Origin of the sequence: Lacrimispora xylanisolvens, from assembly GCF_002934545.1 — a bacterium.
GTDB lineage: Bacteria > Bacillota > Clostridia > Lachnospirales > Lachnospiraceae > Lacrimispora > Lacrimispora xylanisolvens.
On record NZ_PTJA01000004.1, the window covers coordinates 470,945 to 495,793 of the forward strand.

A 24,849-nucleotide genomic window follows, 5' to 3' on the forward strand; every position below is an offset into this window, starting at 1 on the left:
TTTCTCCTTTCATGGTATGATAAGAGACATACCAGGGTAGATGAAGTAACCGTTCCCAGAATCCTTCTTTCCCCTCTTTACAGCTTCCGATTCAATAAGATCTCTATTTTTCTGATAAAGATCCTGAGATTTACTTCCGCTTCCATAAAAATGTTTTGCAATACTCCATAAGCTGTCTCCTTTGACAACCGTGTAATTACCATGGGCAGTGTTGCCGTTGGTCTGAGCTGTTTCATTTTTCGATTCCACTTCTGAATTTTCACTGTCTCTTGATATACAGCTGAGACTTACCTGCATGTCGTATGATTTACCAGATAAACTATGAGATACCTTTTCAACAAAATATTTACCGTCCAGATTACCAAATCCGGATAATTTAACATTGCAGGTTGCATATAAAGACATTTTGGGTGGAATCGTCAGCTTCATAGTTCTTTCTTTACGATTGGCATTTCTTAAAATGCTCTCTCCAATCCGTCTGGCATCTGCTTCACTGTCTGCTTTTTGATTGGTTTTATAAAGCCGTTCTTCCGTGCCAACCAATATTTCAACCGTATTCTCATTATTGGGGTTCGCGTAACTTACCTTGGCTCCGGTATAAGTACCCTGTATCGTGCTGTTGTATGTCCATTTTGATACCATATCCGGTACAATGGTAAGTACAGGGGATTTCTCAAAATACTGTTTTAAGTCCCATATAACCAGCCGGTTGGAATATACCTTAATGCCCAGACCATATTTTTCACATAGATTTTTCAAAAATTCACTGTCTGGCTGCTTGTCCTGTTCTGTTTTTGAAACCGCAATATCTTCACTGACTTCAAATATCAGTTCTAAACCATATTTTGCAGCAATTTCATTGGCAATCAGACGAACTGTTGCATTTTCCCATGTCTTTGTGTTTTCTGATTCTTTAAATGAAGTGTCCACAGGAGCAGAGACTCCATTGATTGTGCAGGAAAAGGGAGGACAGGAGAAAGAGTAATCATCTACTAAAAAAGCTCCGCATACTACTGTCATCTTTTCCCCTTCATAGTTCCAATTCTCAAGAATAATGGAAGGAGACATTTTATCACCTTTTTCCGGAAGCCAGGTTCGGCTCCATTTTAAATCACGGTCGCTTAATGATATGGAAATGGTGTCTGATTCATCCACCGAATCCTCATAAGAAAAGCTTTCTATGTAAGGAGATAAATTGTTCCATATATCAATTCCATTGTAAACAACGCTTAAATACTTTCTTCTTGGATTTCCCGTATGCCACCCCTCCTGACGCATTTATTTGCTTTTAATTCTCCATTCCGGAACACCATTTACCGTCCCTGTTGGAAGTACTGGTGTCTTTAAAGAGACTCCTGCTGGAAATATAAAATAGTTTAAACAGTTAAGATTATTACTCATTAAATAATCAAGATATTTTTCTTCGCCGTATACTTTTTTAGCTGCCAAATCCCAGGTATCACCCTGTTCTGTTACATACTGCTCTGTCATTTTAACCTCCTAAAACGCTACCCGGACTCTCTCTCTTTGAAGTTGTGAAGCCCATTCTCTAAATTGCTCATACGTCATTTGAACCGCTCCTTGTGTTTCTTCTCTGGAGGCATTTTTTCCATTAATATAGATAGTTGGACTGAACACGGGAGCAAATGAGTCACCACCATTCATACCACTTGAATTGAATGAAGTCATACTCTCATAGATTCTTCCATAGTTATTATCTTCATAGGCTCCAATCAGCCGGCCTGTTTCCTGCCAAAGCATCCTTGAACGCTTCGAATTATTTATTGGAATTGCCATTTCTGGGTATTCTTCCGCAAACCAGGATATTGTGGGGTGGCTTATTAATCCTCCTTTGGCATTTCGTTCTACATTAGGTGCTACCTCCGCTTCAGTTTTATTTAGAGGTGGTAATTCATATCCTTGCTTTCCTTTAAATGCAATAAGTTGAGGTTCATCGTTAGGATAATTAAATAAACATCGAACATTACCTTTAACCACTATATCAGCTGTTTTATCGTTTGCTGTGGTCTCCGCCAGATCATATAACCTGTCTACGGCGTTTGTTACTACAGGACCTCCTTTATCAAGATATAATGCTATTTCTTCAGGTATTTCTATATCCGCATTCCTGGCTTTTTCTATTGCTGCCATATAATCGGAATTACCCGCTGCATTTATCCCAATCATTTGCCATAATGCATGTTTATCACCAGCTGCCGCTCCTATAAATGATGCATCTGACAACTTTTTAGCAACGGATTCAGGTACTGTCTCTCCACGTTCCAGATAACCATTAAACTCGGCTTGTAACTGAGCATAATCTGATTTCATAGCTTTCCAATTACTTTGAAGACTATCCATTTCATCATTGTCAATTTTATCAAAGCCCATTTGTTCCCATAAAAAATTTGGTGAAAATACGTTTGCATTTTGAGCGTTTCTGATATCTAACATTACATCATCCAAACCAGTTTTGACCTCAGGAATAATATCTTTGAATACATCCTGATATGCATCTGCTATCGTACTTACAGAGAAAGAAACACCATTCGCCTGATACTCCATTTCTTGATTATGATACTGATCCTTTATTATTTTCTTTCTGTTATCATATTCCTGAACGGAAATATCTCCACGATTCAATTGCAATTCCAAATCTCCCAGACTTAGATCCATAACCTGCATCAGCTGCTCACGTTCTTCGGCAAGGGTATCCTTTATTTCTTGCTGCAGATTATTAAATGTATCAGGATCTAAATCTTTACCAGAGTACTGCATCATAATTCTCTGCATTTTTCCCTCAAACCTGGATTTTATGACCTGATTTGTTACATTAGTTAACTCTGATTGAAGGGATCTTATCATTTCAGCTTCCTTGGAATCAATCACACCGTCAACTATAGCATTTTTGTAAACTTCCCCTAGCTGTTTTCCTTTTTCATTCACTTGAGAACCAATTGACTGGTAAGTAGCATTGAAGCTGTCAATTAACTGATTTCCTATATTACTATCTGAACCAAATAAAGCCTGGATATTTATATTTGCAGAATACTGTGTTTGCTCAACAATATCCAGTGCACCTTTTACCAATCCATCAACCGAAGAGGCAAACATATCCTTATCGCTTTCGTCCAGCTCAAATCCCATGCCAACTTTCCATATTAACTTATCCAGATTATCATTGTTGTTTTTAAAGTTTTTAGAAAGATCTTTCACTTTATCCAACTCTCCAAATGCTTTAGATAAGTTATTTAAATTGCCATTATCTACGATTTTTTTAGCAGTGGCATCAAGCTCTTCTACAGAAAGTTTTATAGATCCAAACCGTTGTTCCAGATCATGTCGCGCTAATTTATCATTGTGCGCCTTCACTGCCATAAAAACTCCCGCGATTGCCCCCGCCGCCAAGCCAAATGCAGCCAAAGGCCAGGCAGTTACAAGCGACGATAATTTTCCTAATACACTTATACCTATATTGGCTGCTTTAAATGTTGCAAAAGCAGCTGTAATTCCAGTAATGCCCCCATTAATTGCCTCCGGATGATTTAAAAACCATTCCCCAACTGCCTTTACTGGTCCAAAAGTTTTCACAAGACCATCTGCAAATTCAGACATGAATCTTCTTGCTGTGGGAATATTAATCTCCAAAGTCTCCCCAAAGCTTTGAAGCCATTTGGTTGCCCCCTGAACAATCATTCTTAAATCGTCAGAAATATTGCTGTAAACATCAAGACCTATTCCATCGTATACGCTACTAAAGAGGGATACATCACCTGCCAGATTATCCAGCCGAACATCAGAAAGCTTCTGGGCAGCTCCCTCACTATTCTCCATGGCATCTTTCAGCCTGATAAATTCCTCATCGGAGCCTTTCATCATGGCCAGAAAACCGGCCATGCCGTCTTTACCCACCAGCCCCGAAGCATACTCTTCTTTTTGTGCATCTGATAATCCCGAAAAACCTGATTTTAGTTCTGAAAGAATAGTACCAAACGGCTTCATCTCACCGGAGCTGTCTTTTAATGATACGGATAACTGATCCATATAGTTCTGAACCAGTTTGGTGGGTTCTGATAAATGAGTCATCAGATTTTTCAACGATTCTCCCGCTGCTTCACCCTGAATACCTGCATCAGACATCAGTCCAATCGCCATTGCTGTATCTTCAACGCTGTAACCAAATGCAGATGCTGCCGGTGCTGCTCCTTTAAGTGCCTTTCCCATCATATCCAGACTGGTGTTTGTGCTTATTGAAGCCTGAGCCAGAACATCGACCATCCGAGCAGAATCATCGGCCTGCATTCCAAACGCTTTCATGGTGTCTGTTAAAGTCCCTGAAACACTTCCTAAATCTTGTCCAAAGGCTGCTGCAAGGGTCATAACTCCTGGCAGCCCTTTTAACATATCCTCTGTTTTCCATCCCAGTGTGTTACCGCAAAGGCTTTTTATCCTCTGCTTCTTACAGTTTCCTGTAAGCTCAGCATACATCTTCACCCTCGTTTTACGTTAGGTTTGATAGCGGCTAACTATCTCAGACTGCCCTTTAAGACAACCGTGCCGGAGACTCGTGGGAGTTTTTTTGCTCTCAAAACGCTCAACTCCTATGCGTTACAAAAACCGCCTGATCCGCAGCTCTCTCGGTATTAGCATGACTGCAGTCTGTATCTCTTGCAATTTTAGCCTTCACCGATTTTCCCCGGTATGCGCTGAACCTTTCAATTCAGCCGACCCATTATTAAGCCAAAGCCATACGTTCCAATTCCTTGCCAGCATCCTTGGCAGAAAAACCTGTGGTTTCTCCCATTTTCCTGGCTGCCAGATTAAGACGCTCCATTTCATAGGAAGAAGCTTTCGTAATTGTTTCAACAGAGCTCATTTGAGTCTCAAACTCTAAGCCTGCAGTGACAGACTCCTTTAAGAAAGCTTTGGTTTTTTCAACTGCCAATGAGCTTCCTTTGGCTATAGTATTAAAATATTTATCAGAGGCTTCCCCAAGTGCTTTTACTGCCTTCTCTTTTTCATCACCTGATGCAATAATTCTCACCTCACACTTCTTTCCCTATTCTCCTCCCTGGCTGTTTCTGCCACATCCTTAATAAGTCTGGCAGCCTGGCTCAATGGAAGGGAAAAATAAAACTCCGGGCCGGCCTTCGTATACCGGCCCGCAAATATAAATGCTTTATTAACCTTACGGATATCTTCTGCGCAGCTTATCCCTCGAGGAAGAAAAAACGATACACCCGATTCTTCACTTTAACAGAATCTCCAGCCTTTAAAATATAAAAGAGTTCAATCGGAAAGCCTGTCACCTTGGAAGCAATAATCTGTGCAAAAAGTAGAGTTGCTTCCTGCATGATTATTCCGCTTCCTCCCATATTGGCGTAAAGATCGTAAACCGAGTTTAAATCCCTGCCTGTAAGCGATTCCATTCCAGTCAGATCGAGGCTGTCCACACGGATCCCCTGATATTCCACTGGCTCCTTTAATTTTATTTTCAGCCATTCCTGATTTGAAACCGCCTCGTTATCCTTTAAAACCTTTTTCTCTTTTTCCATGACTTCTCTCCTTAGCACATCTCTCTTACTTCGCTTAATACATCGTTACCATTTACAACATAGATGCCGTTTAACTTGTCAATCTCCAGCACTGTTTTCCCATCCAGTACGATCTTGTAGTAGCTTAAACCAAGTGTTACACTGGAACTCATCTTTGCGCCTGATTTCATAGAGCCAGGTGCAAACTTCTTTACCACTCCACGAACGGAGATGGATACCGGTTTATACCCTACACTGCCGTCTCCTCCATCCATGCCCTGAAGTGCACCGTTTAAGGTAATGTCTGCTGTCTGAGTGGGATCCATTAAAGAGAACACGTCCTTGCACAAAGACAGAAACGGTATCTCCATTTCCATATCGTCTACCAATCCAATCACAGGAACCGTCATTGTTCCGCCTACTCCTGCGCCTTCCAGGCTGTCCGTTTTATTAGTAATCTCTGGAAGCTTTACCTCTTCAGCAGTTCCAATTAATTCCTTACCACCTTTATATACTGTATATCTGTTGATTAAATGTAGTTTTAACATATTATTCTTCCTCCGCTTTCATTGCATTTTCAAAAGCTGTTACATCAAATTCTTCTACTGCCAGTATGTACTCTGCCGGCGTATAGGGAGCAAAATGAATTCTGATCTTCATATGTCCTGCCAGCACATCTTCCAGCGTATTTTCATCATTGCGGTATTCTGCGTACAGACCAGCGCACATACCGGCAGCCATTAAACTGTTGCCCCATATATTAAAGCTGTTGATAATGTCATCCACCATTCTCCGGTTCATTCCTTCATCAAGTCTGGCTCTATAGACAGTGATAAAATAATTTGCAATGAAATCAAACATTCTACGACAGCCAATCCAACGGTCTTTGGGATCATCATTACCAGGATAACATCCGGTATTATTGCCAAATGATTTCCAACCGTTATCATGAAATGCGGTTACAATTCCATATCCGTTTAATTCTCCTGCCTGAACCTGGTCAAGATAAACCTCTTTTCCGTTGGAAAGCACCGCCCCATCAATATTTAAAAGCTTATTTGATGGATAAATATAAGGAACATCGCCATTAGTGACCGTATAATAACTCATCATTGCTCCATAGACGGAAGAGTAATGATAGGTTTTACCTGCTTTCGTCACCTTTGGCCATAGTACGACAGAGTGCTTTTCGTCATATCCCATTTCCTTCTTAGCCACAAGGCAGTCCATATACTTACTGGCTTTTTCTGTATCTAAGTCTAACAGGCACATTGCTCTGAAAATACCGCTGATTCCCTCACACTTTGATTGAAGAGCTGCACCCACATTTGCCTTTTGGGACCAGCCAGGAGCCAGAAGAACGCCTGGTACCAGCCCGTATCTTGGGTAAATCTGACGCAAAGTTTCCAAACCGGTCTCTTCTCCAGTCTCAACATTGTAAGATCCGATCACATCTTCTTCTGTCACCATTTCCGGAGCAATGACATGAAATGAAATCTTTAATTCATTGGAGTCATAGGCAATACCGGAACGCAGCAAAGTAACGATTAAATTTCCAGCTTCATCAAAATCCATAATAAAATCTGCATTCTCCGCAAGCTGCTTTACTGACTCCTCCTGCTTCACAGTGATCCTGACAGTATCCTTTAATACACCGTCTGTTTTTAAAGTGATCTGATGATTCTTTACCGGATACACGGTCTCGTCCACATTTTTAAAATGCCTTTTTGCATCAAGTACATTAATAAAAATAACCGGCGATACCTGAAACAGCTTAAAGCTTGCATACATACTTTCGCAAAGCGTATATTTTTTCCAATCATCGCTGTATCCAAACAGCCTTGCTGCTGCTTCGAAACTATCTACTTTAACCGGAGCATTTACCATAGCATAGGGATCTGCAGCTAAATTCACCGGTGAGGTACCGCACACAACCTGTACTCCATAACGGGTTGATAACGGGGTTGGAAAGGATGTTTTATTTTCAATTACTTCAATACCATGTTTATATGACATATTATTTTTTCCTCCTGATATTTTCTGCTTTCCGGTATAGCGTATTTAAATTACTATCTGATTTCCGGATGTTCTTTTTTGCTTCCGCCAGTAACTCTGGCGGCACCATTAACTCGTTTATAAACGGATGTGCGTTTAGTAGTTCTGTGAGTCTGGGGGGAAATCCGCCACGAAATGATGCCCCGTTCCTTACAATCTGATCCATTGATGGGCCTACATAAATCAACGCTTCGTTTTCGCTCATAAAATTCCTCCTGACTCCAGTTCTGGCATATTCCAAAACATTTCAATTTCTCCTGTAAAATATGAAGGAGTGACTTTTTTGGGAAAGCTTATGTTTATTGCTCGTTCACACCAGAATGATTGTAAAAAGGGATCAGTTAAAAATCTGTGGGTAATTCGCTCAATTGCAGCTGTCAGAAGATAAAATCCATCTTTTTGGCATCTGCAAATATTGATCTCCAATACTACACTTCCAAGATTTTTATCATCGGCATCTTTTTTTCTATATTCCACCCGATCCAGTCTGACCAGAAAATACGGAAGGATTACTTCCTTGCCCTGTAATAGTAAGTCCTGTCCGGGTAGTCCGTTAAAATCTGCCGCTTGTGGATATCCGAGTATTTCTGTATCCCTCCCATTTGAATCAAGAAAGGTCATATTCTTTAACAGTTCTTTTGTTTCATTCATTAATAGCTTTTGCAATTCATTAAATGTCACAATTTAACTCAACCTCCTTTCTATTTACTGTAGTCTTTTTGTCTACACAATCATTAAAAAAAATATCACTAATCTCCTCCAACGATGCAATCCCAAGCAACTCACACAGCACTATAATCTCACCCGCCTTAAACTGACTCTTATTCCACAGTTTCCTCCGAAACCCATAGCTGGACAAGTGAAGTCTGTCCGCAATCCACCCCTTTTTCAGCCCGGATTCTTTTATCAACTCATTTAGCCGAACCGTATTGGTCATCCTGTCCTCCTTTCTTGTAGTCTTTTTGTCTACACCATCATCATACTCCGTCGTTTCCTTTTTGTCAACACGTTTTTCAATTTTTGTTGAAAGTAATTCTACTCCGTGATATAATGCTGTCATGGAGGTGGTCCTATGGATATCGGTCAGATTATAAAACAACGACGTGAGGAATTGGGAATGTCTCAGGAAGAGCTTGCGAATAAGGCGGGTTACAAATCCCGTTCTTCCATCAATAAAATAGAGGTAGACGGCAGAGGCCTTCCCCAGTCTAAAATTACCGCAATTGCAAAAGCACTGAGAACAACTCCGGCTTCCCTTATGGGCTGGGAGGAAACAGAGGTTTTTGCGCTGGATCATGAAAACAGCTGTTTGGGAGAGTCTGCAAGAGAAATGCTCAGTAATTTCCAAAAGCTCAATGAAAGCGGACAAAAAGAGGCGCTGAAACGGGTCAGTGAGATGGTGCACATCCCTCAATATACAAAAGCGGATCCGGTTGTCCGGCCATTGGGTACAAATTCCAGATCTTATTTACAGCCGGTAGCGGCTCATGAGCGGACGGATATTGAAGTGACTGAGGAAATGAGACAGCATGATGATGCCTTTTTCGATGAGTAAGGAATAAAATTCGTTGAGGTGATTTATTTGAATTATGACATATTATTAGAGGAAGCAGACTCTGACGGAATCATGATTAAAGAAAAACCATTAATTGGTAATGACGGACGGATTCGGGGCGACCAGATCCTCATACGGCAGAACATGTCTGGCTGTCAGAAAGCCTGCGTACTGGCGGAGGAACTTGGACATTATTACACCACTACCGGAGATATACTGGATCAGTCTGTTGTTTCTAACAGGAAGCAGGAACGCACGGCACGTTTATGGGCTTATAACAAAATGATCACGTTGGAGAAGCTGGTTGCCGCGAAAGAAGCCGGCTGCAGGAACAGCTTTGAGATCGCGGAACATTTAGAGGTTACGGAAGAATTTCTGTTGGAAGCACTGGAATGCTATCGGACAAAATATGAGAAGGGACTGCAAAAGGACAACTATTTAATTCTTTTTGAACCGTTTAATATTTATAAAATGGCAGAATAATTTTTTTCTTATCTTAATGTCACCTGATACAACATATATTATGCAGAGGTGATGAACTATGCAGTCCTGCGAATTAGTAACACTTGTGTCATCCATTGCCTGCTGTCTTGCACAAGGGCGGACAGCTGAAGAAGTAGCGCTCCTCAGCTGTATTTTTAGTCAGCTGTCCGATACCCTGGAGACGATTGCAGCTCACCAGGCTCTCTGTTGCGGCAATGATAAAAATGACAATATAAATGATGATATATTTTTTGGCTTTCAAAGTGAAAGAAGACGGGAGCGATAAGGAACTACTCACCAGTTCCTCAACCTCCCGTCTTCTGATACAGACGACCTGTTATTCTAGTATTTTGCAGTCAGCAAAAGCTCCACTGCCATACGATCCGAAAGTCTTCCCGTTTTAACCGCTTCTTCCGCCTCAACACAGGAATTCACATAAGAAAGAATCTGTTCCCTGGAAAAAGTTCTTGCCTGAGGCATCAGCTTACCGGCGGCAAAAGGCGGGATTTTAAGCTTTGCGGCAATTCCCCCTTTATCCATTCCCTTGCCCATCAGTTCCTTTACCTGCAACAGCTGGTTAAACTGCCTTGCAATGAGAAACATGATTCTCATGGGAGGTTCCTTTAATGTAAGCAAATCCTCATAAAGTTCAAGAGCCCTTTTAGTCTGGCGGTTAACGATGGAAGTAACCATATCAAATATTTTATTGGTGGTCCGCTCTGTACAGATCGCCATCACATCTTCATCAGTTATGACATCTCTTCCTAACGTAAAGCTAATCAGCTTTTCCAGCTCCATGCGAATATTTTCCATATCATCACCGGTCATGTTTAAAAACAGCTCCATAGTCTGTCCAGTTACCTTCTTTCCTTCTCTGGAAAGTAATGTTCCTGCCCACCTGGCAAGCTGATTAATGTCCTGACGCTCCATCTCGGCGGCATAACCAAGTTCCTTTATCTTTTTAAACATTTTGCTTCTCTTGTCCACTTCTGATTCCACAAAGATCATGCAGGTTGTATCCGGCATCTGTGGCAGATAGTTAACCAGTTCTTCTGCAGCCGCCTTAAAAAATCCACTGTCTTCTACAAGGATCAATCGTTTCTCCGAAAAAAAAGGCATAGTATCAGCAAGGCTTATAAGCTCCTTTACATCAATGGATTTTCCGCCAAACTGGTTGAAATTCATGGTATCTCCCTGAGTTATGGCCGATTTCATCTGATTTTTGTAGCTGTTTTTTAGAAATGCCTCTTCTCCATATAAGAGATAAACCGGCTTAAAACTGTTGTTTTTTATATCCTGATTCAGGGTCTGCATCGCATGTTTCACTCCTTTTCCTTCTTTTCATTATACCCATGGTTCCTGGTTCCGTCAACGAAAGTTGAAAAACGGACCCTGGTTCCATCCGTTTCCAGCCTGACTGCTCCGCTCATTCCAGTTCCAAACACCGTAACACTCCGCTCATCAAAACGTTCTAACACTTCTTTATGAGGATGCCCGTATGAATTCCCCTGTCCATAAGAAATTACAGCCCAGACAGGTGAAACTGCATCAAGAAATGATTGGCTGGATGAATATTTTGAGCCGTGGTGAGCCGTTTTTAAAACGTTTACTTCACTTAATAAGGGATCTTTGTTTTTTTCAAGAAGATTTTGTTCCTCCCGCTCCCCCATATCACCGGTAAACAGCATATGGCAATCACCATAATCCATTTTAAGTACCTGGGATTCACCGTTAACATCTGTGGGTACGTCATCTTTTCCAGGATAAAGACAGGTAATAGACAGCTTTCCTACCTTCATTACATCTCCCTCTGTCAGATACTGCACACAGGCTCCCCTATTTTCCCCCAGTGCTGCCAGAGATTGTATCATTTCCTCGTCCCGCCCATGATATGGGAGATATAAATTCTTAATCTGTATATCCTCACAGCTTTCCAGCAAATATTTTACTCCGCTTAAATGATCCAGGTCTCCGTGACTGACAAATGCATAATCAATCACCGAAACACCAAGAGACTTCAGACATGGGGACAGTGTATACTCTCCCAGAGATTTTTTAGATGAGCTTCCACCATCAATCAGCACGCATGCATCATCTGCCCTGAGCAGAATTCCATCTCCCTGCCCCACATCAAGAAACCATGCTTCAAGCCCCTTTACCGGCTCGGGTAATAAAAGAAATATGGATAATATATAAAATCCAGCCAGGAAAAGTAGTTTTCCTACATAGGATATTTTTCCTCTTTCCGGCGTACTTTCATTTCCTCCCACGGGATCCATGTTTTTTTTCTCTGCTTCCTTTTCAACCCTGTTTAATAATTTCATCATAAAAATGCAGACAGTGAGAAGAACCCCATAAGCCAGCAGCGTTCTGATACCAGGTCTGCCCATAATAATATTGCTCCCCGGCATTTCCCCTGCAATGTTTAAAAGAATCTCATACAGAGTCAGTATATAATGCCCCGTTCCCGCTGCCGCAGTTCCAAGAACAGGACTTAAGGATCCAAATGCAATCACTCCCAGACCGGAACAGAGAACTCCGCCCATCAGAGGAATGACCAACAGATTCAAAATCAGACCATAAGGCGGAATCTGGTAAAAATGAAAGGCAGTCACAGGCAGAGTAATCATCTGCACCGCAAAGCAGGCTGAAATACTTCCGGAAAAAAGGCTATCCTTACCCAGCCAGCTTTGTATAAGCGGAGCGATTCCTCCTATTGCAAAAACGGCACCGAACGAAAGCTGAACACCTCCCTGCATCAGCAGTGACGGAGACTGAAAACCCAGAAAAAATAATGACAGCGAAGCTGCAGACAATAAATCATAGGTTCTTCCAAGACAGGCAGCATAAAATCCCAGGCACATCATCACACCGGCCCGCACCACAGAAGGACTTGCACCCGTTAATATACCATATAAGATCAGTAGCACCATACTAACAAGGCCTGCACCCCAAAAGCCTGCACCAGCTTTTTTTATCAGTTTGTAAAAAGAGAGTCCGATAAATGACATATGAAGACCGCTGATGGCAAGGAGGTGGGCAATTCCATTTTTCTGGTATAAATCCTTAATATCCCTGGAGATTCCCATTTTATCCCCTAGCACTGCAGCCGTAAAGATCCCCGCATCTGTTTCTGTTGCGTCCCGATAAAGAAGCGCCTTACTATGGACTTTTAATTTTCTTAAAAACTCCAAAAGCGGAGACTTCCCCGCTTCTACTATATCAATCTCCTCTGCAAAAAGGGTAAAATCCACCCCCATAGACTGATTGTAGCTCTTAAAATCAAACTCTCCCGGATTTCTTGCCTGTGAAAAGGGCTGTACCTCGCCCCTCACGGCGACAATCTGTCCAATTCCCAGAGATTTTAAAGAAGTGCCTTCATACTCCTTTAAAGAAACCATGATTCCGGGGGGCTCATAAAGAACCTCTTCCCACTTTCCTTTCATCATTTTTCTGATCCGGTTATTCTTTAGAGTCAGACTGACAACTCCCTTCTCTTCTGCAACAGATAAAATACTGCCCTGTACCTCCGTGTAATAACCTGTGATCTCTAAAAGCCGGATATCCCGTTCTCTTAATTGTTCCATCTCAAGGCCTGCACGAGCCGATCCCAGATAGAAAAAAACAAGAGGCAAAAAGACCCAAAGCGGGCTTCTGCCTCTCCTGCAACCACAAAAAATCATCCCGGCAGCAATCAGTGCCGGAATAAAAAGCCAAGATGTCAAAGCCAGCAGTACGGCAGTCTCTCCAAGTACAAATCCCCCTGCAATCAGACATAATGGGCGTTTTATTGTTGTGTTCCTCCTGTTTCTTCTGTTGATTCCTCATTTTCCTTATTGTAATCCAGATTTCGCTCAAACTGCTGGTTCAAAGAAATGGAGTCCCGAAACATCACATCCTGAGAACCATTGACTGTGATCTGAACCTTGTTAATGGATGAAACCGCAGCCAGAGAGTTGACGATGGAATAGATGGGGATATATTCCTTTACCTCCAGAGTGTTATTGAGAAATGAGGAGTCAAAATTGATGTAGCACACATTTTCATTGACCGACACATTGATCAGCTTGGTCTCCTTCGGCAGCGTAGGGTTTAACCCCGGTCTGCCAGGACCTGCGATCAGCTGTTCAATTACCAGCTTTTCCAGGGAAGTATTGATATTATGAACCACTTCCCTTGACTCTTTTACCAGCTTTTCACCGCTTTCATCGGCAAAATACAAGGACAGTTCTGTCTTTTCAAATGAGTTGACATTGCTGATATTATCAATAAAATCTGTACTCTGCATTGGACCCACCGGATTACCGGTGCTGTCCATAAGCGGCTGTTCGGCTGTGTAGATTGCTACGTATGCGATTCCTTTAATCTGAGTCAGAGTCCTGACAAGAGCGGCCCTGCAAAGAATCTCTCTGGTGCTGTTCATCATCGCATAATTATTATCAAAATACAGATACAACACGGTATCCTCCAGCTTATACCGCTCAAATCCCACCTTGTCCGGGACGGCTGCCTGCCGGTCTAAATCCTTGGGAACGTTGCGCAGCTGTTCCATCAGGTTTTTAATTTTCCAGTCTGTTTCCTCTTCTGATTCATCCACAGGCTTTTCAGGCATGGTATATGGCTGAGGCTCCATTTTGGTCATGGCCGAATTCAAATAGTAGATCTGATAAAGTTCCCCGCTATCCGTGCTTTTTTCAGGTGCTCTTCCTGAGCAGCCGGATAAAAAGCATACCACAGACAGCAGGAATATCAATATACCCATTCGTGGCTTCATCCCTATCCCTCCTGTTCCTAAGAAATGTATGTAAGAGGAATACGTACAGTAAACGTAGTACCCTCTCCCTCTTTGCTCTGAAGCTTGATCGCTCCCTGATGCATCAGAACAATCTTTTTTGTTATGGATAAACCAAGCCCCGTTCCTCCAGTCTCCCGGGACCTTGCCTTATCCACCCGGTAAAAACGGTCAAATACCCGTTCCTGGAACTCTTCTGAAATTCCAATCCCTGAATCCGCAACTTTTACATAAAAGAACTTGTGATCTGCGTCAAGGGTGACCCGCACCCAGCCGCCTTCTATATTGTATTTAATTGCATTTTCAACCAGATTGCTCAGTGCCAGAGACAGCTTCATCTCATCTACATCTGCCGTAACTTCCCTCATACTTTCAAAGGTCAGTTCAATATTGCGCTTCCCGGCAATGGGACGAAGACGTTTTAAAATCAGTTCCAGCAGACCATTAATTTTAACCTGGGCCACATTTAAGTTTGCCCCTGCTGTTTTATCCATTCGGACAAGAGCAAGGAGATCATCGATTATTTTATTCTCTCGCTCAATCTCTTCTGAAATATCGCTTAAGAACTCCCGATACAATTCCACCGGGGCATCCTCCATCCCGATGAGAGAATCTGCAAGCACACGAATGGACGTAATAGGGGTTTTCAGTTCATGTGATACATTGGAAACAAACTCTTCCCTGGACTTGTCTACCGCTTTCAGTTTCTTTAACGTAGTATTAATGGAATCTGAAATCTGCCTGGTCTCCTTGTATACACGGGAGATAATATCTTCATCTATGTTTCCTTCTGCCGCACGGTTTAACATCCTTTGCAATTCCCGGAACGGTTTCATTAATAGCTTTACCAGAAGAACTACCACAATTGCCAGTATGGAAATAATTAAAAGCTGCAAAAATGCTCCTTTATCCGATACTGTAACAATGCGGTTTAAAAGATCTTCCGAGGATGCTGTAATGATCATAACACCGTCAATCTCTTTTTCTTCACTATTGGAATAGATTGGAATTGTGAGAGAAAAATACTTTTTTTCCTGATTGTATTTGCTGCTGTTTTCACCGTTAAAGCACCGGATCACTTCCTCCGACACATTGGTCTTTCCTGCTGAGAGCGAAAAGGTATCGCTGATAATACGAAAGCTCTTATTGATAATTACAATTCTTCCGTTAAACATATCCGCTTTCACAGCCATCTCATTATCTAACAGGGAGTCTTTGGGATCCATTGTTAAATATCCAATTCTGGTCATCTTATTGCTTAATATCCAGCACTGGTTTTGGATCTCCTGCATTCGTGAATCGATCAGGTTTTGCCGGAATGCTCCCAGCAGAACTGAACTGCCGATAAAAACCGGAATACTTCCTATAAACAAAAAGACGAGGATCAGAGTGACCTGCAGGCTGATAACGGGCTTTCGGCTGAATAGTTTATCCTGAAACATGGTCCCACCTCTCCAATCTCTGACTTATCATAAACTTAATTTTTTGGTACATGTAACTGCCAGTGCTCCCGGACCGATATGACAGGAAACGCTGAGGGAAAGATGATCCACATGGATCTCCCCTGTTTCCGGAAACAGCTCCTGAAGCTCGCGCTTAAATTCCAGAGCAGCTTCCAGACTGTCCGAGTGTACAACTGCTATATGAGTCACCGCACCGCTTGGATCATTAAAACGTTCATCCATGTCCTTTTTTATGGCTGCAATCATCATGGCTTTCGCCTGCTTCATGGTTCTTGCCTTTGCAAATGCATCCAGCTTTTCTCCCTGAATGGTGAGAACCGGTTTAATCCGCAGAAAACTGCCAAGCAGTGCAGCCGCAGGAGTGATTCTCCCCCCTTTTTTCAAATATTCCAGAGTATCCAGGGTGATGTAAATGGTGGAGTCCATCTTAGTCTCCTCCAGTTTTTCCTTAATCGCCTGAGGGCTTATTCCCTGATCCGCCATTTCCTTTGCATCAAGAACAGACTGTCTCTGGGTCACAGAGATTCTCTGATTGTTAACAACAAACACCTTGCCTTCATAATCTTCCGCCAGCATAATGGCTGTCTGACAGGAACTGCTTAAACCACTGGACATGGGTATGTGCACAATGGCATCGTAATCCTTTAACAGTTCATTCCATAAATCCATTAAATCACCGGGTGACGGCTGTGAGGTGGAAATATCAGCGCCGTTTTCCAGCTTTTCATAAAACTCCTGCTGGCTTAAGCTGATATCCTCATAATACATCTCTCCATCCATCATAAATGGCATGGGAACGACATAAATTCCAGCTTCCTTTCCCTGCTTCTGGGTAATTCCGCTGTTGCTGTCTGTAACGATCGCTACTTTCATTCCGGCTCTCCTTTATTTCTCAAATTAAGTATTCTTCTCTGCTTCACTCACAGAGGTATAAAGCTGGTAATACATGCCTTTCTTTAAAAGCAGTTCTTCATGATTTCCTTCCTCCACAATGCTGTTGTCGGAAAGAACTAAAATACGGTCTGCATTCTGAATGGTAGTCAGCCGGTGTGCGATAGTCACCGTTGTCCTTCCTTTGGAAAGCCGTTCCAAAGACTGGGAAACCAGCTGCTCGCTTTCATTATCCAGCGCAGAAGTTGCCTCATCAAGTATCAGTACCGGTGGATTTTTAAGGAACACTCTGGCAATACTGATCCTCTGCTTCTGGCCTCCGGAAAGCTTAACACCACGTTCCCCAACGTATGTATTGTATCCATCCTTTAATCCTGTAATGAATTCATGAGCGCCTGCCATCCTGGCGGCCGAAACCACCTCTTCCATGGAAGCCCCGGGACGACCGTATTCTATGTTCTCAAATACGGTTCCTGAGAATAAGTATACGTCCTGCTGTACCACACCGACTGTACTTCTTAAGCTCTTAAGGGTCACTTCCCGGATATCCTGACCATCAATTAGAATTCTTCCCTCCGTGGGATCATAAAACCGCGGTACCAGGCTGCAGAGAGTGGTTTTTCCACCTCCCGACGGACCTACCAAAGCCACCTTTTCACCCGGTCTGATCCTTAGGTTGATATGTGACAGAACTGGATTCCGGTCATCCGGATATTCGAAAGAAACGTCTTCAAAAGAGATCTCCCCGTCGATCTTCGTCAGAGGTCTTGCCCCCTCTTCATCAAATATATCTACATTGGCATCCATCAGTTCCATGAATCGGTCAATTCCAGTCATTCCTCTCTGGAACTGCTCTGCGAATTCAATAATTCTACGTATGGTGGCCAGCAATGTGCTCACATAAAGAGTGTAAGCCACAAGATCTCCAGGCTCAATAAGACCTTTAATCATAAAAATGCCGCCTGCAACAATTACCACTACATACATCAGACCGTCAAACATCCGAATGGTATTCTGGAAAGCAGCCATGTATTTATAAGTTTTTCGCTTGATCTGCAAGAATTCCTGATTGTCGCGATTGAATTTCTCTATCTCTATTTTTTCATTGGCAAAGGCTCTTACCACTCTGTTTCCAAGGAGGCTGTCTTCTATCCTGGCATTCAGTTCACCAATGTGGTTTCTCTGGTGCTTAAACGCTTTTCTCACCTGAATGTTAAAATAGGTACAGGATACTGCCATAACCGGAATCAGCAGGAAAATAAGGATGGTTAAGGGGAGATTAATCCCAGACAGGATAATAAAAGAAATCACTGTCTTTAAAAATGCAATGAAGAATTCTTCCGGACAATGATGGGCAAACTCCGTCACCTCAAATAAATCGCTGGTTATCCGTGACATAATCTGCCCGATCTTGGTGTTATTAAAATAATTATCCGAAAGCTTCTGGAGATGGCCAAATGCATCCTCTCTCATATCCGTCTCTATGGCGGCCCCCATCACGTGACCCGTATAAGCCATATAAAAACTAGCCATACCGTCAATGATCCTCAGACCGAAATAAAGAGCCCCGATGCTTATAATGGTGCGGACGGTCAGCGCCGATAAATCCCGCAGCCCCTGATTGGTAATATACCGGAGAATCAGGGGCAGCACCATCTCACAAATAGTGGTTAAAGACGCACAGATTAAGTCCGTCACCATGATTTTTGTATACTTTTTATAATAAGGCACAAAGCGCCTCAGCAATACGCCTGTTTTCATCTCTTTTTGATTCATACGTTCCTCTACTCTGTTATGCGAATACTTTTTATCAGTTCCAAAGCCCAGTCTTTCTCCCCCGGTTTTCTGCTTACAATATTAATATTCATACGCTGGTCTTTATAAAGTACCTGGGCAGATACTCCATATCTGGTCTCTCCCGGCTTCTCCTCCGGTTCATAAAATGCAACCCTGACCTTCGCGTTATTCAGTTCAAAATCCAGAATCTCCTCAGGTTTGCCCTGTTCAAACCACTGGGATTTAAACTCCGCTTCCCGTCCTGCAAATACCGCTGCGTAAATATAGTAATCATGACCGCCGTAATCTCTGCCGTCATAATAATGATCCATTGCGCTGTTATCTTCCTCATCGTATAAGAAATTTCCTGGCAGGGCAAAACTCATATTGCCGATCTTACGGTAAACCAGATACTTTCTGCATCCGATGGAATCTTCAATATCCATAAGATTCACAGACTTCATCTCCATGGGAGTATGGGAATCAAGAGCACAGATGTCAAGATAGGTTTTATGGGGAAATGGAATATCCGGATCCATAACATATGCTTTTTCAAGAAGCTCTATAATCCTTTGATTTACATAAACGTCCTGAGTGCTCCGCTGGGAGGGCATAAAATAGCAGGACTGATTTAGAAGAACCATAGCACTGTTTCTGTAATATCTGGCATCTTTCTGAATATCATTCCATACAAAAAAATCCTTGGCAAATACCACACTCATACCGGAATGAACCATCCCTGCGATCTCTTTAAATGAAAAAGACCGGATGTGGGTAATCAGCTTTCCTTCCTGCCTGGATGGAATATAGTAGATGGCAGGCCAGCAAAACATATATTCCCCTTTTTCACTCCAGCCGGATACTAAGTCCATCAAATCGGAAAACCATTGGTAAAAATACTTTTGTCTCATAGCCAGAAAATCTCTTTTTATGAAATAACCGGTCCGGTCCTCTACTCTTAGTTTTAGCTTCTTCTCCCGTGCTGCTTCTTCTAAAAATTCTACCACTGCAGCATGAAACCCGGGACCTGCAATGTTTGTCTGGCTCTCCCCCTGAAGCTTACGCTTATTCCAGTTAAACCAGATATATCCTTCCGGACACAGCTGAACAAGCAGCATGCCTTCAATGCGAAAACACTGATATCCCATCTTCTTTGCCAGATCCTTGACCATAAGCTCCGCAGACTGAGTGTTCCAGGCAAATCCAGAAAATATTTTTTTCTTGGGCTCCAAAGAAAATCTGATTCTTATACTCATCTGAAATCCTTCCTAACATACCTTTCTATATTCTATCGTATTTTTGTTAGAAATGGAAGCACAAAACGTATATGGACAAAGTAATTTTCAAACTTTTATAAAAAAGAAGACCGCCCAGCAGGTTTACTGGGAAGCCCTCTTCATTTCTTACCTTAACGGACAATCAGTGATTTTCCGGTCATTTCTTTCGGCTGTTCCATACCCATCAGTTCAATTAAGGTCGGTGCGATATCTGCAAGGCAGCCACCCTCTCTCAGCTTACAGGAAGGATCTGCGTTTACCAGAATGAAAGGCACCGGATTGGTGGTATGGGCTGTAAACGGTTCACCTGTTTCATAATCCAGAAGCTGCTCTGCATTACCGTGATCTGCACAGATAAACATTACTCCGTTCATCTCCTTCACCGCATCTACCGTTCTTCCCACACAAGCATCTACCGTTTCAATGGCCTTAATTGCCGCATCTTCAATACCGGTATGTCCAACCATGTCCGGATTTGCAAAATTCACAATGATTACATCGTATTTGCCAGAAGTCACAGCCTCCACCAGTTTGTCACAGACAACGGGAGCGCTCATCTCTGGCTGTAAATCATAGGTGGCAACCTTCGGTGACGGTACTAAAATTCTGTCTTCTCCCTTATTGGGCTCTTCCACACCGCCGTTAAAGAAAAATGTTACGTGAGCATATTTTTCCGTCTCGGCAATTCTGGCCTGAGTCATGTTGTGATCAGCAAGGAATTGTCCGAATGTGTTGACAATGGATTCCTTTTTAAATGCTACCAGCTTATTCTTAATTGTCTCATCGTAATCAGTGAAGCAAACATAGGTGAGATTCAGACGCTTCTCTCTCTCAAATCCGTTAAACTCATCATCGCAGAAAGCTCTTGTCAGCTCTCTGGCACGGTCAGGGCGGAAGTTAAAGAAGATAACAGAATCGCCATCCTCAACCACAGCAACCGGTGCTCCGTTCTCTGTTACAACAAATGGCTCAACAAATTCATCATTCTTCTCTGCGTCATAGGAAGCCTGAATACCAGCAGTTGCTGACTGAGCCTGATTTCCTTCTCCCTTTGTCAGTGCATCGTAAGCCCGTTTTACACGGTCCCAGCGGTTATCTCTGTCCATGGCATAATAACGTCCGGAGACAGATGCCACTTTGCCTACGCCAAGCTCTTTCATCTTCGCTTCCAGCGCTTCCACATAGCTTTTTCCGGAAGCAGGAGGTGTATCACGGCCGTCTAAGAAGCAGTGAACATATACCTTCTCAAGGCCGTTCTTCTTAGCAAGTTCCAATAATCCATAGATATGGCCGATGTGGCTGTGAACACCGCCGTCTGAAACCAGTCCCCACATATGAAGTGCGGAATTGTTCTTTTTGCAATTTTCCACTGCCTGTAAAAATTCGGGAACGGTAAAAAAGTCTCCGTCTGAAATCGCTTTTGTGATTCTGGTCAGTTCCTGATATACGATACGTCCTGCACCCATATTTAAATGACCAACCTCAGAGTTGCCCATCTGACCGTCAGGCAGTCCCACTGCCAGACCGCTGGCATTGCCTTTTACGTAAGGGCACTGGCTCATCAGCTGATCCATAACTGGAGTTCTCGCCTCACACACAGCATTATGGTCGCAGTTATTGTTTAACCCATAACCATCAAGGATCATTAATACAACCGGTTTTTTGCTCATAACTAGTTCTCCTTTTCCTTCTGTTCATTCTATCGTAATTGTATTTATTGCAATTATTGTCTTTCAACACATTATTTTACATGATTTCGTAATTTCTTGCAACCTGGGAATGGTGAAAAATTATCAGGAAGCAAAAAGCTGCTCCCTGCCCGAAAGCAGACAGGAAGCAGCAGCTGTGTTATTTCTTATAATTGACAATATCTCCGAATTCCGGTTTTAAGGATGCTCCTCCTACAAGACCGCCGTCGATATCCGGCTGTGCAAACAGTTCTGGTGCGCTGCCGGCGGAAACAGAACCGCCATACTGAATCCGGATTGCCTGTGCAGTTGCTTCATCATAGATTTCAGCAATGCAGGAACGGATAGACTGGCAAACTTCCTGAGCCTGTTCCGTTGTTGCAACCTTGCCTGTACCGATCGCCCAGATAGGCTCATAAGCGATAACTGCTTTCGCAGCATTCTCAGCCGGTATATTTAAGAATGCAATCTTAATCTGCTGACGGATCCAGTCAATGGTAATTCCCTGTTCTCTCTGTGTCAGTGATTCACCGCAGCAGATAATAGGAGTCATTCCATATTCAAAAGCCTTTAATGCTTTTTTGTTAACGGTTTCATCGGTCTCTGCAAAATACTCTCTTCTCTCGGAATGACCGATTACCACGTATTTTACACCTGCGTCCTTTAACATAGCCGGTGAAATCTCTCCGGTATAAGCGCCCTTGTCTTCATAGTACATGTTCTCAGCGCCGATGTTAATGTTAGAACCTTTTGCTGCCTCCATGGCAGGAATGATGTCAATAGCGGGTACGCAAAATACCACATCTACATCATCGTTTGCTACTAATGGCTTTAATGTATTAACAAGCTCCACCGCTTCGGTTGGAGTCATATTCATCTTCCAGTTTCCTGCAATAATTTTTTTTCTGGACATAAAATAACCTTACCTTCCGTTATTTATTATCTGCTGCTGCAACGCCTGGCAGTTCTTTGCCTTCCAGGAACTCTAAGGATGCTCCGCCACCAGTAGAGATGTGGGTCATCTTATCAGCAAAACCAAGTCTCTTTACTGCATTTACAGAATCTCCGCCGCCGATAACTGTGGTAGCATCGCTAAGCTCTGCAACTGCACGGCAGATTTCCAAGGTACCCTCTGCAAAGTTAGAGAATTCAAATACGCCCATCGGTCCGTTCCAAACAACGGTCTTAGCGCCTTTTAATGCTTCCTTAAACAGTTCAATGGTTTTAGGTCCGATATCAAATCCTGACCAGCCGGCTTCAATGGTTTCTACCACTTTGCGCTCTGTATCATTGGAGAATTCTTTACCAATCACATTATCGATAGGAAGAAGAAGCTTCACGCCTTTCTCCTCTGCCTTTTTGATCATCTCTAATGCATAGTCAAGCTTATCTTCCTCACATAAGGAATTTCCGATCTCTTTGCCCTGAGCCTTAGCAAAGGTATAAGCCATACCGCCGCCGATAATTAAGGTGTCAACCTTGTCAAGAAGGTTGTTGATTACGTTAATCTTATCGGAAACCTTTGCACCACCCAGGATAGCCACAAAAGGACGTACCGGATTCTCAACTGCCTGTCCCAGGAACTTAATTTCTTTTTCCATTAAGTATCCAACCACATTCTCAGATGTATATTTGGTAACACCTACGTTGGAGCAGTGAGCTCTGTGAGCAGTACCAAAAGCATCGTTTACAAAGATTCCATCACAAAGAGAAGCAAGCTCTTTTGCATACTCTTCTGCAGCTTCGTCTTTGCCGTATTTGGTCTCTTCCACTCTGTAACGGGTATTTTCAAGAAGAAGAACTTCTCCATCCTTTAATTCCTCAGCCACTTTCAGTGTCTCAGGGCCGGTTACCTTCGGATCATTTACGAATTTAACTTCTACGCCAAGACGCTCGCTTAAAGCAGGAGCAACTGGTGCTAAAGATAACTCTGGAAGCGGCTCGCCCTTTGGTTTTCCCAGATGGGAGCATAAAATAACTTTAGCGCCCTGATCAAGCAGTTTTTTAATGGTAGGGATTGCTCCGTCAATACGGTTAAAGTTCTGAATCACGCCTTCCTTTAACGGTACGTTAAAATCACATCTTACAAGTACTTTCTTACCCTTTAATCCGGTTAAATCGTCAACTGTTTTTTTATTAAGCATCTTATTGTGCTCCTTTCAGATTATGTTTTACAACATCATAAAAAAACAAAAGGCCCGGTCCTTTCCGACCGGACCCTTCGTGGATCTTTAGCCTAATTCAGCGAAGTACTTAATTGTACGAACCATCTGGCTTGTATAGGAATTCTCGTTATCATACCAGGAAACAACCTGTACCTGATATAAATCATCACCGATCTTGGAAACCATAGTCTGAGTTGCATCGAATAAAGAACCAAATCTCATACCGATTACGTCAGAAGATACGATCTCATCTGTGTTGTATCCGAAAGACTGGCTTGCTGCTGCCTTCATAGCTGCATTGATTCCGTCTTTGGTTACTTCAGCACCCTTAACAACTGCTGTTAAGATAGTGGTAGAACCTGTAGGAACCGGAACACGCTGTGCGGAACCGATTAACTTGCCGTTTAATTCAGGAATAACAAGACCGATTGCTTTTGCAGCACCGGTAGAGTTTGGTACGATGTTAGCTGCACCAGCTCTTGCTCTTCTTAAATCACCTTTTCTGTGAGGTCCGTCAAGGATCATCTGATCACCTGTGTAAGCGTGAATGGTGCTCATGATACCAGACTGGATGGGAGCATAATCATTTAATGCCTTTGCCATAGGAGCAAGACAGTTTGTTGTACAGGAAGCAGCGGAGATGATCTTGTCATCTGCTGTTAATACATTCTCGTTTACGCTGAAAACAACGGTTGGCAGATCGTTGCCTGCTGGAGCAGAAATAACTACTTTCTTAGCGCCTGCATCGATATGAGCCTGAGAAAGAGCTTTTGAGCAGTAGAAACCAGTACACTCAAGTACTACGTCTACGCCGATTTCTCCCCAAGGAAGATTTTTAGCATCTTTTTCTGCGTAAATTCTGATGGTCTTTCCATCAACTGTAATAGAATCTTCAGAAGCTTCTACTGTGTGAACATTCTCACCATAAAATCCAGCGTATCCGCCCTGAGCTGTATCATATTTTAATAAATGTGCTAACATCTTTGGATCTGTTAAATCGTTGATTGCTACTACTTCATAGCCTTCTGCACCAAACATCTGTCTGAAAGCAAGACGGCCAATACGTCCGAAACCGTTAATCGCTACTTTTACTGCCATAATTCAATTCCTCCTAAGAATAAAATTAAAAGTGATCGTTAAATATTAATCAACTACCGTTTATTCTACCTA

At 42.6% G+C, this 24,849-nt stretch carries 24 protein-coding genes; 3 read left to right on the plus strand and 21 right to left on the minus strand.

The window, feature by feature from the left end:
- Positions 1-9: 9 nt before the first annotated feature.
- From BXY41_RS10200 to BXY41_RS10245, 10 genes are all read right to left on the minus strand, one after another.
- Positions 10-1,278: a LysM peptidoglycan-binding domain-containing protein gene (locus tag BXY41_RS10200; RefSeq protein WP_104436718.1), complete on the minus strand. Its 1,269-nt coding sequence runs from the start codon at positions 1,276-1,278 to the stop codon at positions 10-12.
- Entirely contained in the window at positions 1,279-1,491 is a 213-nt protein-coding gene (locus BXY41_RS10205; RefSeq protein WP_104436719.1) for a tail protein X, read from the minus strand.
- A gap of 9 nt (positions 1,492-1,500) precedes the next feature.
- Positions 1,501-4,488 (minus strand): phage tail tape measure protein, encoded by a 2,988-nt coding sequence (locus tag BXY41_RS10210; RefSeq protein ID WP_104436720.1) that lies wholly within the window; start codon positions 4,486-4,488, stop codon positions 1,501-1,503.
- Positions 4,489-4,735: 247 nt separating this feature from the next.
- Positions 4,736-5,044: a phage tail tape measure protein gene (locus BXY41_RS10215; protein WP_104436721.1), complete on the minus strand. Its 309-nt coding sequence runs from the start codon at positions 5,042-5,044 to the stop codon at positions 4,736-4,738.
- Positions 5,045-5,210: 166 nt separating this feature from the next.
- A complete protein-coding gene (locus BXY41_RS10220) occupies positions 5,211-5,555 on the minus strand; it encodes a phage tail assembly protein (protein WP_104436722.1) in 345 nt (114 codons plus the stop codon).
- An 11-nt stretch (positions 5,556-5,566) separates the two neighbouring features.
- Complete coding sequence (locus tag BXY41_RS10225) at positions 5,567-6,082, minus strand: phage major tail tube protein (protein ID WP_104436723.1); 516 nt, start codon at positions 6,080-6,082, stop codon at positions 5,567-5,569.
- A 1-nt stretch (position 6,083) separates the two neighbouring features.
- Complete coding sequence (locus BXY41_RS10230; RefSeq protein ID WP_104436724.1) at positions 6,084-7,550, minus strand: phage tail sheath family protein; 1,467 nt, start codon at positions 7,548-7,550, stop codon at positions 6,084-6,086.
- Between the two features lies 1 nt (position 7,551).
- Positions 7,552-7,794 (minus strand): hypothetical protein, encoded by a 243-nt coding sequence (locus BXY41_RS10235; RefSeq protein ID WP_104436725.1) that lies wholly within the window; start codon positions 7,792-7,794, stop codon positions 7,552-7,554.
- Positions 7,791-8,270 carry a hypothetical protein gene (locus tag BXY41_RS10240; RefSeq protein ID WP_104436726.1) on the minus strand — a complete coding sequence of 160 codons (480 nt, stop codon included), beginning with the start codon at positions 8,268-8,270 and terminating at the stop codon, positions 7,791-7,793. The genes BXY41_RS10235 and BXY41_RS10240 overlap by 4 nt, the downstream gene beginning before the upstream one ends.
- Positions 8,260-8,649, minus strand: a complete 390-nt coding sequence (locus BXY41_RS10245; RefSeq protein WP_242980145.1) for a hypothetical protein — start codon at positions 8,647-8,649, stop codon at positions 8,260-8,262. Before BXY41_RS10245 ends, BXY41_RS10240 begins: the two co-directional genes overlap by 11 nt.
- A gap of 12 nt (positions 8,650-8,661) precedes the next feature.
- Between BXY41_RS10245 and BXY41_RS10250 the strand changes: the two genes are divergently transcribed.
- The 3 genes from BXY41_RS10250 to BXY41_RS27160 are packed head-to-tail and all read left to right on the plus strand — an operon-like array spanning position 8,662 to position 9,913.
- A complete protein-coding gene (locus BXY41_RS10250) occupies positions 8,662-9,144 on the plus strand; it encodes a helix-turn-helix domain-containing protein (RefSeq protein WP_104436727.1) in 483 nt (160 codons plus the stop codon).
- A 27-nt stretch (positions 9,145-9,171) separates the two neighbouring features.
- Positions 9,172-9,627 (plus strand): ImmA/IrrE family metallo-endopeptidase, encoded by a 456-nt coding sequence (locus BXY41_RS10255; RefSeq protein WP_104436728.1) that lies wholly within the window; start codon positions 9,172-9,174, stop codon positions 9,625-9,627.
- 58 nt (positions 9,628-9,685) lie between these two features.
- The gene (locus BXY41_RS27160) at positions 9,686-9,913 is read left to right on the plus strand and encodes a DUF6774 domain-containing protein (RefSeq protein WP_104436729.1); all 228 of its coding nucleotides are present in this window, start codon (positions 9,686-9,688) and stop codon (positions 9,911-9,913) included.
- 56 nt (positions 9,914-9,969) lie between these two features.
- On the opposite strand, the gene holA is transcribed toward BXY41_RS27160, so the two are convergent.
- The 11 genes from holA to gap form a co-directional block, all read right to left on the minus strand.
- The gene (gene holA, locus BXY41_RS10265) at positions 9,970-10,941 is read right to left on the minus strand and encodes a DNA polymerase III subunit delta (RefSeq protein WP_104436730.1); all 972 of its coding nucleotides are present in this window, start codon (positions 10,939-10,941) and stop codon (positions 9,970-9,972) included.
- 8 nt (positions 10,942-10,949) lie between these two features.
- On the minus strand, positions 10,950-13,352 hold the full coding sequence (locus BXY41_RS10270) for a ComEC/Rec2 family competence protein (protein WP_278321417.1): 2,403 nt from the start codon (positions 13,350-13,352) through the stop codon (positions 10,950-10,952).
- Positions 13,353-13,414: 62 nt separating this feature from the next.
- Entirely contained in the window at positions 13,415-14,401 is a 987-nt protein-coding gene (locus tag BXY41_RS10275) for a GerMN domain-containing protein (RefSeq protein WP_104436732.1), read from the minus strand.
- Positions 14,402-14,418: 17 nt separating this feature from the next.
- A complete protein-coding gene (locus tag BXY41_RS10280; RefSeq protein ID WP_104436733.1) occupies positions 14,419-15,861 on the minus strand; it encodes a sensor histidine kinase in 1,443 nt (480 codons plus the stop codon).
- 27 nt (positions 15,862-15,888) lie between these two features.
- Positions 15,889-16,755: a DegV family protein gene (locus BXY41_RS10285; protein WP_104436734.1), complete on the minus strand. Its 867-nt coding sequence runs from the start codon at positions 16,753-16,755 to the stop codon at positions 15,889-15,891.
- Between the two features lie 24 nt (positions 16,756-16,779).
- The gene (locus BXY41_RS10290) at positions 16,780-18,549 is read right to left on the minus strand and encodes an ABC transporter ATP-binding protein (protein WP_104436735.1); all 1,770 of its coding nucleotides are present in this window, start codon (positions 18,547-18,549) and stop codon (positions 16,780-16,782) included.
- 8 nt (positions 18,550-18,557) lie between these two features.
- The gene (locus BXY41_RS10295; protein ID WP_104436736.1) at positions 18,558-19,805 is read right to left on the minus strand and encodes a hypothetical protein; all 1,248 of its coding nucleotides are present in this window, start codon (positions 19,803-19,805) and stop codon (positions 18,558-18,560) included.
- Positions 19,806-19,957: 152 nt separating this feature from the next.
- On the minus strand, positions 19,958-21,496 hold the full coding sequence (gene gpmI, locus BXY41_RS10300) for a 2,3-bisphosphoglycerate-independent phosphoglycerate mutase (RefSeq protein WP_104436737.1): 1,539 nt from the start codon (positions 21,494-21,496) through the stop codon (positions 19,958-19,960).
- Positions 21,497-21,674: 178 nt separating this feature from the next.
- Complete coding sequence (gene tpiA / locus BXY41_RS10305) at positions 21,675-22,427, minus strand: triose-phosphate isomerase (protein WP_104436738.1); 753 nt, start codon at positions 22,425-22,427, stop codon at positions 21,675-21,677.
- Positions 22,428-22,446: 19 nt separating this feature from the next.
- Entirely contained in the window at positions 22,447-23,658 is a 1,212-nt protein-coding gene (locus BXY41_RS10310) for a phosphoglycerate kinase (RefSeq protein WP_104436739.1), read from the minus strand.
- Between the two features lie 87 nt (positions 23,659-23,745).
- Entirely contained in the window at positions 23,746-24,777 is a 1,032-nt protein-coding gene (gap, locus tag BXY41_RS10315; RefSeq protein WP_104436740.1) for a type I glyceraldehyde-3-phosphate dehydrogenase, read from the minus strand.
- Positions 24,778-24,849 lie beyond the last annotated feature (72 nt).

Coding starts and splice junctions, on each gene's coding strand:
- BXY41_RS10200 (WP_104436718.1), bottom strand. CDS start 1,278: ATGCGTCAGGAGGGGTGGCATACGGGAAATCCAAGAAGAAAGTATTTA.
- BXY41_RS10205 (WP_104436719.1), bottom strand. CDS start 1,491: ATGACAGAGCAGTATGTAACAGAACAGGGTGATACCTGGGATTTGGCA.
- BXY41_RS10210 (WP_104436720.1), bottom strand. CDS start 4,488: ATGTATGCTGAGCTTACAGGAAACTGTAAGAAGCAGAGGATAAAAAGC.
- BXY41_RS10220 (WP_104436722.1), bottom strand. CDS start 5,555: ATGGAAAAAGAGAAAAAGGTTTTAAAGGATAACGAGGCGGTTTCAAAT.
- BXY41_RS10225 (WP_104436723.1), bottom strand. CDS start 6,082: ATGTTAAAACTACATTTAATCAACAGATATACAGTATATAAAGGTGGT.
- BXY41_RS10230 (WP_104436724.1), bottom strand. CDS start 7,550: ATGTCATATAAACATGGTATTGAAGTAATTGAAAATAAAACATCCTTT.
- BXY41_RS10235 (WP_104436725.1), bottom strand. CDS start 7,794: ATGAGCGAAAACGAAGCGTTGATTTATGTAGGCCCATCAATGGATCAG.
- BXY41_RS10245 (WP_242980145.1), bottom strand. CDS start 8,649: ATGACAGCATTATATCACGGAGTAGAATTACTTTCAACAAAAATTGAA.
- BXY41_RS10250 (WP_104436727.1), top strand. CDS start 8,662: ATGGATATCGGTCAGATTATAAAACAACGACGTGAGGAATTGGGAATG.
- BXY41_RS27160 (WP_104436729.1), top strand. CDS start 9,686: ATGCAGTCCTGCGAATTAGTAACACTTGTGTCATCCATTGCCTGCTGT.
- holA (WP_104436730.1), bottom strand. CDS start 10,941: ATGCAGACCCTGAATCAGGATATAAAAAACAACAGTTTTAAGCCGGTT.
- BXY41_RS10275 (WP_104436732.1), bottom strand. CDS start 14,401: ATGAAGCCACGAATGGGTATATTGATATTCCTGCTGTCTGTGGTATGC.
- BXY41_RS10280 (WP_104436733.1), bottom strand. CDS start 15,861: ATGTTTCAGGATAAACTATTCAGCCGAAAGCCCGTTATCAGCCTGCAG.
- BXY41_RS10285 (WP_104436734.1), bottom strand. CDS start 16,755: ATGAAAGTAGCGATCGTTACAGACAGCAACAGCGGAATTACCCAGAAG.
- BXY41_RS10290 (WP_104436735.1), bottom strand. CDS start 18,549: ATGAATCAAAAAGAGATGAAAACAGGCGTATTGCTGAGGCGCTTTGTG.
- BXY41_RS10295 (WP_104436736.1), bottom strand. CDS start 19,805: ATGAGTATAAGAATCAGATTTTCTTTGGAGCCCAAGAAAAAAATATTT.
- gpmI (WP_104436737.1), bottom strand. CDS start 21,496: ATGAGCAAAAAACCGGTTGTATTAATGATCCTTGATGGTTATGGGTTA.
- tpiA (WP_104436738.1), bottom strand. CDS start 22,427: ATGTCCAGAAAAAAAATTATTGCAGGAAACTGGAAGATGAATATGACT.
- BXY41_RS10310 (WP_104436739.1), bottom strand. CDS start 23,658: ATGCTTAATAAAAAAACAGTTGACGATTTAACCGGATTAAAGGGTAAG.
- gap (WP_104436740.1), bottom strand. CDS start 24,777: ATGGCAGTAAAAGTAGCGATTAACGGTTTCGGACGTATTGGCCGTCTT.